The sequence below is a fragment of the Pseudomonas azadiae genome (genome assembly GCF_019145355.1).
Classification (GTDB): domain Bacteria; phylum Pseudomonadota; class Gammaproteobacteria; order Pseudomonadales; family Pseudomonadaceae; genus Aquipseudomonas; species Aquipseudomonas azadiae.
Map to the genome: position 1 here is coordinate 58,347 of NZ_JAHSTY010000002.1, position 13,922 is coordinate 72,268.

Sequence of the window (13,922 nt, forward strand, 5' to 3'; positions counted from 1 at the left end):
TCACCACGCGGCGGTTTTTTTGAAAGGTGCACTGTGATTAATGCAGGTGATCGGGGGCTTCGGCCTCTCTTCGTTTTCCCCGGCGGCTCGGACCGCTTTAACGCAGACTTCTAGGGTTTTTCATGACGCGCTACATATTCGTCACGGGCGGTGTTGTTTCTTCATTGGGGAAAGGCATTGCCTCCGCTTCATTGGCGGCCATCCTGGAGGCGCGGGGGCTTAAAGTCACCATGCTCAAGCTGGACCCGTACATCAACGTCGACCCGGGCACCATGAGCCCGTTCCAGCACGGTGAAGTGTTCGTCACGCACGACGGCGCCGAGACCGACCTGGACCTGGGCCACTACGAGCGGTTCATCCGCACGACCATGACCCAGAACAACAACTTCACCACCGGCCGTGTCTACGAGCACGTGCTGCGCAAGGAGCGCCGCGGTGACTACCTGGGTGCAACCATCCAGGTCATCCCGCACATCACCGACGAAATCAAGCGCCGCATCATCAAGGGTGCAGGCGACGCCGACGTGGCGATGGTCGAGATCGGCGGCACCGTGGGTGACATCGAATCCCAGCCGTTCCTCGAAGCCATCCGCCAGTTGCGTTTCGAAGTCGGCGCCAAGCGCGCGATGCTGATGCACCTGACCCTGGTGCCGTACATCGCCACCGCCGGCGAAACCAAAACCAAGCCTACCCAGCACTCGGTCAAGGAGCTGCGTTCAATCGGCCTGCAACCGGACGTGCTGGTGTGCCGCTCCGATCACCCGATCGACATTTCCTCGCGTCGCAAGATCGCGCAATTCACCAACGTTGAAGAACGTGCGGTGATCGCGCTGGAAGACGCCGACACCATCTACAAGATCCCGGGCATCCTGCACTCGCAAGGCCTGGACGATTTTGTGGTCGAGCGTTTCGGCCTGCAATGCAACGGCGCGGACCTGTCCGAGTGGGAAGCCGTGGTCGACGCCAAGCTCAACCCCGAGCATGAAGTCACCATCGCCATGGTCGGCAAGTACATGGAGCTGCTGGACGCGTACAAGTCGCTGATCGAAGCGATGAGCCACGCCGGCATCAGCAACCGTACCAAGGTCAACCTGCGCTACATCGATTCCGAAGACATCGAGAACCAGGGCACTGCGTTGCTCGAAGGCGTTGATGCGATCCTCGTGCCCGGCGGTTTCGGCCTGCGTGGCGTGGAAGGCAAGATCACCGCGGTGCAGTTCGCTCGTGAAAACAAGGTGCCGTACCTGGGTATCTGCCTGGGCATGCAAGTGGCCGTCATCGAGTTCGCCCGTAACGTGCTGGGCTGGAAAGACGCCAACTCCACCGAGTTCGACAGCAAGAGCGGCCACCCGGTCGTGGGCCTGATCACCGAGTGGGAAGATGCCACCGGTGCCGTCGAGGTCCGTACCGAAGCCTCCGACCTGGGCGGCACCATGCGCCTTGGTGCGCAGGATTGCCTGCTGGAGCCGGGCTCGCTGGTTCACGATTGCTACGGCAAGGACGTGATCGTCGAGCGTCACCGTCACCGCTATGAAGTGAACAACAACCTGCTGCCGCAAATCAAAGAGGCCGGCCTGAAAATTTCCGGTCGCTCCGGTGATGGCGCGCTGGTTGAAGTGGTCGAGGCGCCGGATCACCCTTGGTTCGTGGCCTGCCAGTTCCACCCTGAGTTCACCTCGACGCCGCGCGACGGTCATCCGTTGTTCAGCGGCTTCGTCAAGGCAGCACTGACCCAACATCAGAAGAAGGCGTAACCCTGATGGCCCAGAAGATCATTCGCGTAGGCGACATCGAAATTGCCAACGACAAGCCCATGGCGCTGTTCGGCGGCATGAACGTACTGGAAAGCCGCGACATGGCGATGCAGGTCTGTGAAGAGTACGTCAAGGTGACCGAGAAACTCGGTATTCCTTACGTGTTCAAGGCCAGCTTCGATAAGGCCAACCGTTCGTCCGTGACTTCCTATCGCGGCCCGGGCCTTGAAGAAGGCATGCGGATCTTCCAGGACATCAAGCAAGCCTTCGGCGTGCCGATCATCACCGACGTCCACGAGCCTGAACAGGCTGCCGTGGTCGCCGAAGTGTGCGACATCATCCAGTTGCCGGCCTTTCTGTCGCGCCAGACCGACCTGGTCGTCGCGATGGCCAAGACCGGCGCGGTGATCAATATCAAGAAAGCCCAGTTCCTCGCGCCCCAGGAGATGAAACACATCCTGAACAAGTGCGTGGAAGCGGGTAACGACCAGTTGATCCTCTGCGAGCGTGGTTCGAGCTTCGGCTACAACAACCTTGTGGTGGACATGCTCGGTTTCGGCATCATGAAGCAGTTCGAATACCCGGTGTTCTTCGACGTGACCCACGCGCTGCAAATGCCCGGTGGTCGCGCCGATTCCGCTGGCGGGCGCCGTGCGCAGGTACTGGACCTGGCCAAGGCGGGCATCAGCCAATCCCTGGCCGGCCTGTTCCTGGAAGCTCACCCGGACCCGGACAACGCCAAATGCGACGGCCCATGCGCCCTGCGCCTGGACAAGCTGGAGCCATTCCTGGCCCAACTCAAGCAGCTGGATGAACTGGTCAAGAGTTTTCCGACGGTAGAGACCGCGTAACCGCCGTTTCTCCGGTAGACTTTCCTCTGCTTTTTGCTCGGGTCCTCAAGGGCCTGGGCCCTGGACCTGCAAGCCTGCCCGTTGTTCCGCCCTTGCGGTCGGTCAAAAGATTTCCTTCAGCTGCGTCGTTTTCGTCAACTTTGGAGTGTTTACAACAATGGCAAAAATCGTCGACATCAAAGGTCGTGAAGTTCTCGATTCCCGTGGCAACCCCACCGTCGAAGCCGACGTGCTTCTCGATAACGGCATCATCGGCAGCGCCTGCGCGCCGTCCGGTGCTTCCACCGGTTCGCGCGAAGCGCTGGAACTGCGTGATGGCGACAAGAGCCGTTACCTGGGCAAGGGTGTACTCAAGGCGGTAGCCAACATCAACGGCCCTATCCGTGACCTGTTGCTGGGCAAGGACCCGCTGGACCAGAAAGCCCTGGACCACGCGATGATCCAGCTTGATAACACCGAAAACAAAGGCAGCCTGGGCGCCAACGCCATCCTCGCCGTGTCCCTTGCCGCTGCCAAGGCGGCTGCACAGGACCAGGACCTGCCGCTGTACGCACACATCGCCAACCTGAACGGCACCCCGGGTGTGTATTCGATGCCGGTGCCGATGATGAACATCATCAACGGTGGCGAGCATGCCGATAACAACGTCGACATCCAGGAATTCATGGTCCAGCCGGTGGGCGCCAAGTCGTTCTCCGAAGGCCTGCGCATGGGCACCGAGATTTTCCACCACCTCAAGGCAGTGCTGAAGGCCCGTGGCCTGAGCACAGCAGTGGGTGACGAAGGCGGTTTCGCACCGAACCTGGCGTCCAACGAAGATGCACTCAAAGTGATCTCCGAAGCCGTGGCCAACGCCGGCTACACGCTGGGCACCGACGTGACCCTGGCCCTGGACTGCGCGGCCAGCGAGTTCTATGAAGACGGCAAGTACAACCTGTCCGGCGAAGGCCAGGTGTTCAACTCCGAAGGTTTCGCTGACTATCTGAAGGGCCTGACCGAGCGCTACCCGATCATCTCGATCGAAGATGGCCTGGACGAGTCCGACTGGGATGGCTGGAAAGTTCTCACCGACAAGATCGGCGAAAAAATCCAGCTGGTGGGCGACGACCTGTTCGTGACCAACACCAAGATCCTGAAAGAAGGCATCGATAAAAAGATCGCCAACTCGATCCTGATCAAGTTCAACCAGATTGGCACGCTGACCGAAACCCTGGAAGCCATCCAGATGGCCAAGGCCGCGGGCTACACGGCAGTGATCTCGCACCGCTCCGGCGAAACCGAAGATTCGACCATTGCCGACCTGGCCGTGGGCACGTCGGCAGGCCAGATCAAGACCGGTTCGCTGTGCCGTTCCGACCGCGTCTCCAAGTACAATCAGTTGTTGCGTATCGAAGAGCAACTGGCTGGCAAGGCCAAGTACAACGGTCGCGGCGAGTTTCGCGGCTGATCGATAAGTGATAAAAAGTCGGCGGATTGCGTCGTAAAACTCACGAGAGTGTGGGTTTTGGCGCTAATCTGAGGACTATCATGCACAAGCCTGGTTCTTCCAGGCTTCGTGCTATCAGTTGCTTTGAAAGTTTTGCATGGCTGTCTTTTTTCACTGGATACCCGATATTCGATGCGCAGTCCCAATTGGTTGTTCCTCGTCTTGCTCTTGTTGCTGGCTGGCCTGCAATACCGCCTATGGGTGGGTAATGGCAGCTTTGCGCAGGTAAAAGACCTGACCGAGCAAATTGCTGCACAGCACGCCGAAAACGAAGTCCTGCTGGAGCGTAACCGCGTCCTCGATGCCGAAGTGCTTGAGCTGAAAAAAGGTACGGAGACCGTTGAAGAGCGGGCTCGTCATGAATTGGGCATGGTCAAGGAGGGCGAAACCCTCTACCAGTTGGCCCAATGAGCAACAGCTTGCCGGCCTTCTGGGCCGTGATTCCTGCCGCGGGCGTCGGTGCCCGTATGGCGGCGGACCGTCCCAAGCAATATTTGCAACTGGGCGGGCGCACTATTCTCGAACACAGCCTTGGCTGTTTTCTCGATCATCCATCGCTCAAGGGCCTGGTGCTCAGCCTGGCTGGCGATGATCCCTATTGGCCTACCCTGGCATGTGCCACAGACCCGCGCATCCAGCGTGCAGACGGCGGTTCGGAGCGTTCAGGCTCTGTGCTCAACGCGTTGTTGCACCTGCACGGGCAGGGTGCAAGCGATGACGATTGGGTGCTGGTGCATGATGCTGCACGGCCCAACCTCAGTCGGGATGACCTGGACAAGCTACTAAGCGAACTGGCCAACGACCCGGTCGGTGGCCTGCTGGCCGTGCCGGCCCGCGATACCCTCAAGCGCGTCGACAAGCATGGCCGGGTCGTCGAGACCGTCGACCGCAGCTTGATCTGGCAGGCTTACACGCCGCAGATGTTCCGGCTCGGCGCATTGCATCGGGCCTTGGCCGACAGCCTGGTGGCGGACGCGGTGATCACCGATGAAGCGTCGGCCATGGAATGGTCCGGCCAGGCGCCGCGCCTGATTGAAGGGCGCTCGGACAATATCAAGGTGACCCGGCCGGAGGATCTGGAGTGGCTCAGGTTGCGGTGGGCTAACCGGCGGTAGCCAGTTGCACCGCGTCGACTTCATCGCAGGCAAGCCAGCTCCCACCTTCGATCACCTTTTCCTCAGATAACTCGGTCAACTGTGGGAGTCGGGCTTGCCCGCGATGGGGCCGGTACAGGCAACCCATGATCAACCGCTGTACTCCGGCCGCCCAGCCAACCCCTCCTTCAAGAAATCCACCAGCTTCCTGACCTTCGGCGACAAATGCCGCTGTTGCGGATACAGCGCCCACACCGCCGTATTCGGCGGCTGATGCGCCTGCAGCAACGACACCAGCGCGCCACTGTGCAGATGCTCCAGCACGTAATAATCCGGCAACTGGCACAACCCGACACCTTGCAACGCTGCGTCGAGCACCGCTTGCCCGCTGTTGCAGCGCCAGTTTCCTTGCACGCGCTGGGAAAATTCGCGCCCGTCCTGGGCCAGTTGCCAGATATCCGAGCTGCCGATCAGGCAGTTATGCCGACTCAGTTCCGACACGCTATGGGGTCGACCATACCGCGTCAGGTAGGAGGGCGAAGCGCATACATACATGCGCCTCGGCGCCAGGCGGCTGGCGACCATGCGCGAATCCTGCAGGCGCCCCAAGCGGATCGCCAGGTCGAGGCCCTCGTGCACCAGGTCCAGTTGACGGTTGCTCAATTCAATATCCACGCGCAATTGCGGGTAAAGCCCCATGAACCGGGTGACCAGCGGCACGATAAAGCGCTCGCCGTAAGCCACGGCGCAGGTCATGCGCAGCATGCCCTTGGGTTCGCTGGCCAGGTCGCCCACCGCGCGCAGGGCCTCTTCGCGACCGTCCTGCAGCCGTTGGCAATGTTGCAGGAAGGTCTGGCCCGCTTCGGTCAGGGTGACCTTGCGCGTGCTGCGGTACAGCAGTCGCGTTTGCAGGCGCTCTTCAAGGCGCGCCACCTGCCGGCTGATATGGGACGACGACACGCCGAGCCGCTCCGCGGCAGCGGTGAATTGACTGCATTCGGCGACGGCGACGAACTCATCGATGCCTTCCCAGCGGTTCTCCAACATGATGATTGTCCCTGTACAGCAATAATGTTTTGCTTTTGCCTGGATTATTAATCAAGAGGCCATGTTTTACACTGGTTCCATCAGTTTTCAACTCAATGGAGAAACCCGGATGATCAAGTCCCGCGCCGCCGTAGCTTTCGAAGCCAAGAAACCCCTCGAAATCGTTGAAGTGGATGTCGCCATGCCCAAGGCTGGCGAGGTGCTGCTGCGGGTCGTTGCGTCCGGCGTGTGTCATACCGACGCCTACACCTTGTCGGGCGCGGATCCGGAGGGCATCTTCCCGTCGATCCTCGGCCATGAAGGCGGTGCGGTGGTTGAAGCGATCGGCGAGGGCGTGACCTCGGTGGCCGTTGGCGACCACGTGATCCCGCTGTACACCCCGGAATGTGGCCAGTGCAAATTCTGCCTGTCGGGCAAGACCAACCTGTGCCAGGCGATTCGTTCCACCCAGGGCAAAGGCCTGATGCCGGACGGCACCACGCGTTTTTCCTACAAGGGCCAGCCGATTTTCCACTACATGGGGACCTCGACTTTCTCCGAATACACCGTGCTGCCGGAAATTTCCGTCGCCAAAATTCCTAAAGAAGCACCGCTGGAAAAAGTCTGCCTGCTGGGTTGCGGCGTCACCACCGGCATCGGTGCGGTGCTTAATACCGCCAAGGTCAAGCCGGGCGACACCGTGGCCATCTTCGGCCTGGGCGGTATCGGCTTGTCGGCGGTGATCGGCGCGGTCAAGGCCAAGGCCGGCCGCATCATTGCCATCGACATCAACCCGGCCAAGTTTGAAATTGCCAGGCAACTGGGCGCGACCGACTGCATCAACCCGAAAGACTACGATCGCCCGATCCAGGACGTGATCGTCGACCTCACCGATGGCGGTGTGGACTTCTCCTTCGAATGCATCGGCAACGTGCATCTGATGCGCGCCGCCCTTGAGTGCTGCCACAAAGGTTGGGGCGAGTCGGTGATCATCGGCGTGGCCGGCGCCGGCCAGGAAATCGCCACCCGTCCCTTCCAATTGGTGACCGGCCGCGTCTGGCGCGGTTCGGCCTTCGGCGGCGTGCGCGGCCGTACCGAACTGCCAAGCTACGTGGAAATGGCCCAGACCGGCGAGATCCCGCTGGATACTTTCATCACCCACACCATGGGCCTGGAAGACATCAACAAAGCGTTTGACCTGATGCATGAAGGCAAAAGCATTCGTACCGTCATCCACTTCTGAGGTCGGCCATGAGTCTGGAAAACCTGTCGTGCCAGAAAAGCTTCGGCGGCTGGCATAAACGCTACAAGCATCATTCCGATGTGCTCGGTTGCGACATGACTTTCGCCGTCTACCTGCCGCCGCAAGCGGAGCAGGGCGGCAAGCTGCCGGTGCTGTACTGGCTGTCGGGCCTGACCTGCACCGATGAAAACTTCATGCAGAAGGCCGGCGCCCAGCGCATGGCCGCCGAGCTCGGCTTGATCATCGTCGCGCCGGACACCAGCCCGCGTGGGCCAGGTGTACCGGGCGACCCGGATAACGCCTGGGATTTTGGCCTTGGCGCGGGTTTCTATCTGAATGCCACCCAGGAACCCTGGGCCAAGCACTATCGGATGCATGACTACGTGGTGCAGGAATTACCTGCATTGGTTGAAGCGCATTTCCCGGCTTCCGATAAGCGCGGCATCAGCGGCCACTCCATGGGGGGGCACGGCGCGCTGGTGTGTGCGCTGCGCAATCCCGGGCGTTACCAGTCGGTCTCGGCGTTTTCGCCGATCAACAACCCGATGGATTGCCCGTGGGGCCAGAAAGCTTTCTCCCGGTACCTGGGCGAAGAACGCTCCAAGTGGCGCGAATGGGACGCCTGCGTGCTGATCAGCGAAGCCTCGGAAAAACTGCCACTGTTGGTGGACCAGGGCGATCGCGACGATTTTCTAGCGGTGCAACTCAAGCCTGAAGCCCTGCAGCAAGCGGCCAAGGCGGCCAACCATCCGCTGGAACTGCGCCTGCAACCTGGCTATGACCATAGCTACTTCTTTATCGCCAGCTTCATCGAAGATCATTTGCGACACCATGGCCGTGCTTTGCTCGGTTAATCCGGGGCAAAAGTAGGTAGAATCACGCCCTGAATTAAATCGGGGCGTTTTTTTATGCGTATTGGCCACGGCTACGATGTGCACCGTTTCGCTGAAGGCGATTTCATCACCCTGGGCGGTGTGCGTATCGCGCACCATCATGGGCTGCTGGCTCATTCCGACGGCGACGTTGTGCTGCATGCCTTGAGCGATGCCTTGCTCGGCGCGGCCGCGTTGGGCGATATCGGCAAGCACTTTCCGGACACTGACCCGACGTTCAAGGGCGCGGACAGCCGTGTCTTGCTGCGCCACGTGGTCGGCCTGATCCATGCCAAGGGCTGGAAGGTCGCCAATGTCGACAACACCATCGTGGCCCAGGCGCCGAAAATGGCCCCTCATATCGAGTCGATGCGCGCGCTGATTGCCGCGGATCTGCAAATAGAACTGGATCAAGTGAACGTGAAAGCTACCACCACCGAAAAACTTGGGTTCACCGGTCGTGAGGAGGGCATCGCCGTGCACTCCGTTGCCTTGTTGCTGCGCGCATGAATGACTTGCAACTGCTAGGCCCGCGGGCTTATGGCGAGGCTTTGGGCAGCGCGGTGCTGAAGGCGACTGCCGAAGATTTCCAGGTCGACGAGGTGCTGGACATCCCCCTGAGCGGCGAGGGGGAGCACCTCTGGTTGTGGGTGGAAAAGCGGGGCCTTAATACCGAGGAAGCCGCGCGGCGGATCGCCAAGGCAGCCGGCGTGCCGTTGCGCACCGTCAGTTATGCCGGGCTCAAGGACCGCCAGGCGTTGACGCGCCAATGGTTCAGCGTGCAACTGCCCGGCAAGGCCGATCCGGACCTGAGTGCCGCGCAGAACGACACCCTCAAGATCCTCAAGACCGCCCGCCACAAGCGCAAGCTGCAGCGGGGTGCGCATTCGGCCAATGGTTTTACCCTGCGCCTGACGCAGTTGGCCGGTGATACCGGCGCCATTGACGCGCGGTTGCGCTTGGTTGCCCAGCATGGCATCCCCAACTATTTCGGCACCCAGCGCTTCGGCCACAACGGCGGCAATGTCGTTGACGCCCGCGAGTGGGCTGCGCGCAAGGCCTTGCCGGAGCAGCGCAACGTGCGGTCGCGGCTGCTCTCCACCGCCCGAAGCTTGCTGTTCAACAAAGTGCTGGCGGCACGTGTGGCTGACGGTTCGTGGCAGCGTGCCCAGGTCGGCGACCTGCTGGCCTTTACCGACAGCCGCAGTTTTTTCCCGGCGGGGGAGGCTGAATGCAGCGACCCGCGCCTGGCAATCCTGGACCTGCATCCGACCGGGCCGCAGTGGGGCGAAGGCGATTCGCCTGCCGGTGGTGCGACCTTCGCGCTGGAACAGGCGGTTGCCGCCGGTGAGGCCGACCTGCGCGATTGGCTGGTGAATGCCGGCATGAGCCAGGAACGTCGCATTCTGCGACTGCCCATTGGCGGTTTGACGTGGCATTATCCCTCGCTGGACATTCTGCAATTGGAATTCGTCCTGCCGGCCGGATGCTTCGCCACTGTCTTGGTGCGCGAGCTTGTTGATCTGGTGCCGGTGGGGCAGACGGACAACCCATGCGTATTCTGATATCAAACGATGACGGTGCCACCGCACCCGGTCTTGCCGCGCTCTATGCCGCGCTGCAGGATTATGCCGAGTGCGTGGTGGTTGCCCCCGACCAGGACAGGAGCGGCGCCAGCAGTTCGCTGACGATCAACCGTCCGCTGCATCCGCACACCCTGAGCAACGGCTTTATCAGCGTGGACGGTACGCCCACCGATTGTGTCCACCTGGCGATCAACAGCCTGCTGGACCCGGCGCCGGACCTGGTGGTGTCGGGCATCAACCTCGGGGCGAACCTGGGCGATGATGTGCTGTATTCGGGTACGGTGGCGGCGGCCCTCGAAGGGCGGTTCCTGGGGCGTACCGGGTTTGCCTTTTCGTTGGCTTCGCGCCAATTGGACAACCTGCCGACTGCCGCCTTTTACGCACGCAAGCTGGTGGAGGCCCATGGTTCCCTGGACCTGCCGCCGCGTACGGTGCTCAACGTCAATATCCCGAACTTGCCCCTCGACCATATTCGCGGTATCCAGCTGACGCGCCTGGGCCACCGTGCCCGTGCGGCGGCGCCGTTGAAGGTGGTCGATCCGCGTGGCAAGGAAGGCTATTGGATCGCCGCTGCGGGCGACGCCGAAGATGGCGGCCCGGGCACGGATTTTCATGCGGTGATGCAAGGCTATGTGTCGATTACCCCATTGCAGTTTGATCGCACCTTCAGTGATGCCTTCAGTGGTCTCGATGGCTGGCTGGAGGGGTTGCGCTGATGGGCCGTGAACAAGACGACTTGCTGCGTCGCGGTATCGGGATGACGTCCCAGCGTACCCGCGAACGCTTGATCCAGCGCCTGTATGAGGAGGGTCTGTCCAACGCGCAGGTGCTGGAAGTGATCCGCCGCACGCCTCGGCATCTGTTTGTCGATGAAGCCTTGGCCCACCGTGCCTACGAAGACACGGCGCTGCCCATCGGGCATAACCAGACCATCTCCCAGCCCTACATGGTGGCACGCATGAGCGAGCTGCTGCTGGCGGCGGGCCCCTTGGACAAGGTGCTTGAGATCGGCACCGGCTCCGGCTACCAGACCGCCGTGCTGGCGCAACTGGTGGAGCGGGTGTTCTCGGTCGAGCGTATCAAGGTGCTGCAGGATCGCGCCAAGGAACGTCTTGTGGAGTTAAACCTGCGCAATGTGGTGTTTCGTTGGGGCGATGGTTGGGAAGGCTGGCCGGCGCTGGCGCCGTACAACGGCATCATCGTGACCGCCGTGGCCACCGATGTTCCCCAAGCGTTGCTCGACCAACTCGCCCCCGGCGGGCGCCTGGTGATCCCGGTCGGCTCCGGTGAAGTGCAACAATTGATGCTCATCATCCGTGAGGACGAAGGCTTTTCGCGGCATGTACTGGGCGCTGTTCGTTTTGTGCCGTTGCTCAATGGCCCGCTGGCCTGATCAATTTTTGCCAGCGGTGAATTCCGCTGGCGGGGATGTGTCTTACGTCGGGGTCTATTGAATCAACATCCTCGGCGCGGCGATTCAACACGCTGAATGTTTCGTTTCAAGCGTGTGCCCGTAAAACTCCAATGCCCAGTTATACTTGCGTCATATTTCAAGCCTGATACAGGCATTCCATGTTCAGCCACCACAAAGGGAGCGGCGGGTGAGTCTCACAGGTCTTGCGCAGCGTATGGGTAAAACAAGCTTTCATCGACTGGTGCTTGGCCTCGTCTTCAGTTCTGTGTTGGTAGGGTGTTCCAGTTCGCCAAGCAGCGGCGCGCGGGTGGTTGACCGCAATAACGCAGCGCCGCAACGACCGACGGTCACTACCGGACAATATGTGGTGCGCAAGGGCGACACGCTGTTTTCCATCGCCTTCCGTTACGGATGGGACTACAAGGCGCTCGCAGCTCGTAACAATATTCCCGTGCCCTATACGATCCATCCGGGCCAGACGATTCGCTTCGATGGACGCTCCGGTTCCGCGCCTACGGCAGTTGTGACAAACACTGGATCTTCTCCGTCTTCTTCAAGCAAAACCACCATCATCACCCGCCCTGCAGGCACCGCCGCGCCGACGCCTTCGAGCAAGCCGGCACCCGCGCCGCTGCCACCTGCAGGGCCCGCGCCGACCGGCTGGGGATGGCCTTCCAACGGCGTGCTGATTGGAAAATTCTCTTCAAACGGCAGTTTGAATAAAGGCGTTGATATCGCCGGGGATTTGGGACAGCCTGTTTTAGCTGCGTCTGATGGGACAGTGGTGTACGCCGGGAGTGGTTTACGGGGCTACGGCGAGCTGGTCATCATCAAACACAGCGATACCTACGTCAGTGCCTACGGTCATAACCGCAGGTTGTTGGTTCGGGAGGGACAGCAAGTCAAAGTCGGGCAGACAATTGCCGAAATGGGATCAACGGGTACGGACCGGGTGAAACTGCACTTTGAGATTCGCCGTCAGGGGAAGCCTGTAGATCCGCTGCAATTTTTACCCCGTCGTTGATGTTGTTGTTGCCAGCCTGTTCCCTCACGTAGAAGGAACAGGCTCCAGCGTTGCCAAGGATAAGGGCGCCGCTTGAGCTTGAGGTCGAACTCACCAAAGGACTATAACAATGGCTCTCAGTAAAGAAGCGCCGGAGTTTGACATCGACGATGAGGTTCTCCTGATGGAGGCCGGTATCGATACGGAATCGATGTCGAATGAGGGACCTGCTGTACCTTCAGTTCGCACCAAATCCAAGAACTCCACCGCGTTAAAGCAACACAAGTACATCGATTACACGCGGGCGCTCGATGCGACCCAGCTGTACCTCAATGAAATCGGTTTTTCCCCTCTGCTGACCCCCGAAGAAGAAGTCCATTTTGCGCGATTGTCGCAAAAGGGCGACCCGGCCGGGCGCAAGCGCATGATTGAAAGCAACCTGCGCCTGGTGGTGAAAATCGCCCGACGCTATGTCAATCGTGGGCTGTCCCTGTTGGACTTGATCGAGGAGGGCAACCTGGGCCTGATCCGAGCCGTGGAGAAATTCGACCCCGAGCGGGGGTTCCGCTTCTCGACCTATGCCACCTGGTGGATCCGTCAGACCATCGAACGGGCGATCATGAATCAGACCCGTACGATCCGGCTGCCGATCCATGTGGTCAAAGAGCTCAACGTCTACCTGCGGGCGGCACGTGAGCTGACCCAGAAACTGGATCACGAACCCTCGCCTGAAGAAATCGCCAACCTGCTGGAAAAACCGGTAGCGGAGGTCAAGCGCATGCTGGGCCTTAACGAGCGCGTGTCTTCTGTCGACGTCTCGCTGGGTCCGGATTCGGATAAAACCTTGCTGGACACCCTCACCGATGATCGCCCTACGGATCCTTGCGAGCTGTTACAGGATGATGATCTTTCCCAAAGTATTGACCAGTGGCTGTCGGAGCTGACGGACAAGCAGCGTGAGGTGGTGATTCGCCGCTTCGGCCTGCGTGGCCATGAAAGCAGTACCCTGGAGGATGTAGGCCTGGAGATCGGGCTGACCCGTGAACGGGTGCGGCAGATCCAGGTGGAAGGGCTCAAGCGCTTGCGTGAGATCCTGGAGAAGAATGGCTTGTCGAGTGAGTCGTTGTTTCAATAACAACGCACGATGGGGTGTGGAAGCTGGGCTTGTGTGGGAGCTGGCTTGCCTGCGATAGCATCACCGCGGTGTATCTGGATACACCGAGGTGTCAGCATCGCAGGCAAGCCAGCTCCCACATAAAGCGCTCTTCCACATTTTTTGTGCCTGTGTCATTAAATCCCAGGCATAAAAAAACCCCGCTTTTAAGGGCGGGGTCTTTTCGACTAAGTCAGTACAAGTTAGATAACTTGAACTTCTTCAGCTTGCATGCCTTTTTGACCGCGGGTAGCGATGAAAGAAACCTGTTGGCCTTCTTTCAGGCTTTTGAAGCCGTCGGATTGGATAGCTTTGAAGTGAACGAACAGGTCGTCACCGGATTGTGGAGTGATGAAGCCGAAGCCTTTTTCATCGTTGAACCACTTAACGGTACCAGTTTGGCGATTAGACATGGTGTAACTCCTTGAACAAAGTTAACT

At 60.2% G+C, this 13,922-nt stretch carries 15 protein-coding genes; 13 read left to right on the forward strand and 2 right to left on the reverse strand.

What is annotated here, in order from left to right:
- Window positions 1-122 precede the first annotated feature (122 nt).
- The 5 genes from KVG91_RS16610 to ispD all read left to right on the forward strand — a co-directional run bounded on the left by KVG91_RS16610 (window position 123) and on the right by ispD (window position 5,206).
- Entirely contained in the window at window positions 123-1,754 is a 1,632-nt protein-coding gene (locus KVG91_RS16610; protein ID WP_169375603.1) for a CTP synthase, read from the forward strand.
- A 5-nt stretch (window positions 1,755-1,759) separates the two neighbouring features.
- Window positions 1,760-2,605 carry a 3-deoxy-8-phosphooctulonate synthase gene (gene kdsA / locus KVG91_RS16615; RefSeq protein WP_169375604.1) on the forward strand — a complete coding sequence of 282 codons (846 nt, stop codon included), beginning with the start codon at window positions 1,760-1,762 and terminating at the stop codon, window positions 2,603-2,605.
- Between the two features lie 157 nt (window positions 2,606-2,762).
- Complete coding sequence (eno, locus tag KVG91_RS16620) at window positions 2,763-4,052, forward strand: phosphopyruvate hydratase (RefSeq protein ID WP_169375605.1); 1,290 nt, start codon at window positions 2,763-2,765, stop codon at window positions 4,050-4,052.
- A 171-nt stretch (window positions 4,053-4,223) separates the two neighbouring features.
- Window positions 4,224-4,502, forward strand: coding sequence for a cell division protein FtsB (ftsB, locus tag KVG91_RS16625; protein WP_049709653.1), 279 nt, complete (start codon window positions 4,224-4,226; stop codon window positions 4,500-4,502).
- Complete coding sequence (gene ispD, locus KVG91_RS16630; protein ID WP_169375606.1) at window positions 4,499-5,206, forward strand: 2-C-methyl-D-erythritol 4-phosphate cytidylyltransferase; 708 nt, start codon at window positions 4,499-4,501, stop codon at window positions 5,204-5,206. Before ftsB ends, ispD begins: the two co-directional genes overlap by 4 nt.
- Window positions 5,207-5,335: 129 nt before the next feature.
- Here the strand turns inward: ispD and KVG91_RS16635 are convergent, their stop codons facing one another.
- Window positions 5,336-6,232: a LysR substrate-binding domain-containing protein gene (locus tag KVG91_RS16635; protein WP_169375607.1), complete on the reverse strand. Its 897-nt coding sequence runs from the start codon at window positions 6,230-6,232 to the stop codon at window positions 5,336-5,338.
- A 109-nt stretch (window positions 6,233-6,341) separates the two neighbouring features.
- On the opposite strand from KVG91_RS16635, the gene KVG91_RS16640 reads away from it, so the two are divergent.
- The 8 genes from KVG91_RS16640 (at window position 6,342) to rpoS (ending at window position 13,464) form a co-directional block, all read left to right on the forward strand.
- Window positions 6,342-7,454, forward strand: a complete 1,113-nt coding sequence (locus KVG91_RS16640) for an S-(hydroxymethyl)glutathione dehydrogenase/class III alcohol dehydrogenase (RefSeq protein ID WP_169375608.1) — start codon at window positions 6,342-6,344, stop codon at window positions 7,452-7,454.
- 8 nt (window positions 7,455-7,462) lie between these two features.
- Complete coding sequence (gene fghA / locus KVG91_RS16645; protein ID WP_078047218.1) at window positions 7,463-8,308, forward strand: S-formylglutathione hydrolase; 846 nt, start codon at window positions 7,463-7,465, stop codon at window positions 8,306-8,308.
- Window positions 8,309-8,362: 54 nt separating this feature from the next.
- Complete coding sequence (gene ispF, locus KVG91_RS16650; protein WP_058412401.1) at window positions 8,363-8,836, forward strand: 2-C-methyl-D-erythritol 2,4-cyclodiphosphate synthase; 474 nt, start codon at window positions 8,363-8,365, stop codon at window positions 8,834-8,836.
- Window positions 8,833-9,891, forward strand: coding sequence for a tRNA pseudouridine(13) synthase TruD (truD, locus tag KVG91_RS16655; RefSeq protein WP_169375609.1), 1,059 nt, complete (start codon window positions 8,833-8,835; stop codon window positions 9,889-9,891). The genes ispF and truD overlap by 4 nt, the downstream gene beginning before the upstream one ends.
- Window positions 9,879-10,628 (forward strand): 5'/3'-nucleotidase SurE, encoded by a 750-nt coding sequence (gene surE / locus KVG91_RS16660; RefSeq protein ID WP_169375610.1) that lies wholly within the window; start codon window positions 9,879-9,881, stop codon window positions 10,626-10,628. The genes truD and surE overlap by 13 nt, the downstream gene beginning before the upstream one ends.
- A gap of 41 nt (window positions 10,629-10,669) precedes the next feature.
- Window positions 10,670-11,305, forward strand: a complete 636-nt coding sequence (locus KVG91_RS16665) for a protein-L-isoaspartate(D-aspartate) O-methyltransferase (protein ID WP_010563544.1) — start codon at window positions 10,670-10,672, stop codon at window positions 11,303-11,305.
- Window positions 11,306-11,513: 208 nt separating this feature from the next.
- Complete coding sequence (locus KVG91_RS16670) at window positions 11,514-12,350, forward strand: peptidoglycan DD-metalloendopeptidase family protein (RefSeq protein ID WP_169375611.1); 837 nt, start codon at window positions 11,514-11,516, stop codon at window positions 12,348-12,350.
- Between the two features lie 109 nt (window positions 12,351-12,459).
- Window positions 12,460-13,464, forward strand: coding sequence for an RNA polymerase sigma factor RpoS (rpoS, locus tag KVG91_RS16675; RefSeq protein ID WP_076950045.1), 1,005 nt, complete (start codon window positions 12,460-12,462; stop codon window positions 13,462-13,464).
- A 221-nt stretch (window positions 13,465-13,685) separates the two neighbouring features.
- On the opposite strand, the gene KVG91_RS16680 is transcribed toward rpoS, so the two are convergent.
- Entirely contained in the window at window positions 13,686-13,895 is a 210-nt protein-coding gene (locus tag KVG91_RS16680; RefSeq protein ID WP_002554837.1) for a cold-shock protein, read from the reverse strand.
- Between the last annotated feature and the right edge of the window lie 27 nt (window positions 13,896-13,922).

Bases quoted from the DNA above. Each gene is read 5' to 3' on its own strand.
- ispD (WP_169375606.1), top strand. From the start codon at position 4,499: ATGAGCAACAGCTTGCCGGCCTTCTGGGCCGTGATTCCTGCCGCGGGC.
- ispF (WP_058412401.1), top strand. From the start codon at position 8,363: ATGCGTATTGGCCACGGCTACGATGTGCACCGTTTCGCTGAAGGCGAT.
- KVG91_RS16610 (WP_169375603.1), top strand. From the start codon at position 123: ATGACGCGCTACATATTCGTCACGGGCGGTGTTGTTTCTTCATTGGGG.
- surE (WP_169375610.1), top strand. From the start codon at position 9,879: ATGCGTATTCTGATATCAAACGATGACGGTGCCACCGCACCCGGTCTT.
- kdsA (WP_169375604.1), top strand. From the start codon at position 1,760: ATGGCCCAGAAGATCATTCGCGTAGGCGACATCGAAATTGCCAACGAC.
- ftsB (WP_049709653.1), top strand. From the start codon at position 4,224: ATGCGCAGTCCCAATTGGTTGTTCCTCGTCTTGCTCTTGTTGCTGGCT.
- eno (WP_169375605.1), top strand. From the start codon at position 2,763: ATGGCAAAAATCGTCGACATCAAAGGTCGTGAAGTTCTCGATTCCCGT.
- KVG91_RS16635 (WP_169375607.1), bottom strand. From the start codon at position 6,232: ATGTTGGAGAACCGCTGGGAAGGCATCGATGAGTTCGTCGCCGTCGCC.
- rpoS (WP_076950045.1), top strand. From the start codon at position 12,460: ATGGCTCTCAGTAAAGAAGCGCCGGAGTTTGACATCGACGATGAGGTT.
- fghA (WP_078047218.1), top strand. From the start codon at position 7,463: ATGAGTCTGGAAAACCTGTCGTGCCAGAAAAGCTTCGGCGGCTGGCAT.
- truD (WP_169375609.1), top strand. From the start codon at position 8,833: ATGAATGACTTGCAACTGCTAGGCCCGCGGGCTTATGGCGAGGCTTTG.
- KVG91_RS16680 (WP_002554837.1), bottom strand. From the start codon at position 13,895: ATGTCTAATCGCCAAACTGGTACCGTTAAGTGGTTCAACGATGAAAAA.
- KVG91_RS16640 (WP_169375608.1), top strand. From the start codon at position 6,342: ATGATCAAGTCCCGCGCCGCCGTAGCTTTCGAAGCCAAGAAACCCCTC.
- KVG91_RS16665 (WP_010563544.1), top strand. From the start codon at position 10,670: ATGACGTCCCAGCGTACCCGCGAACGCTTGATCCAGCGCCTGTATGAG.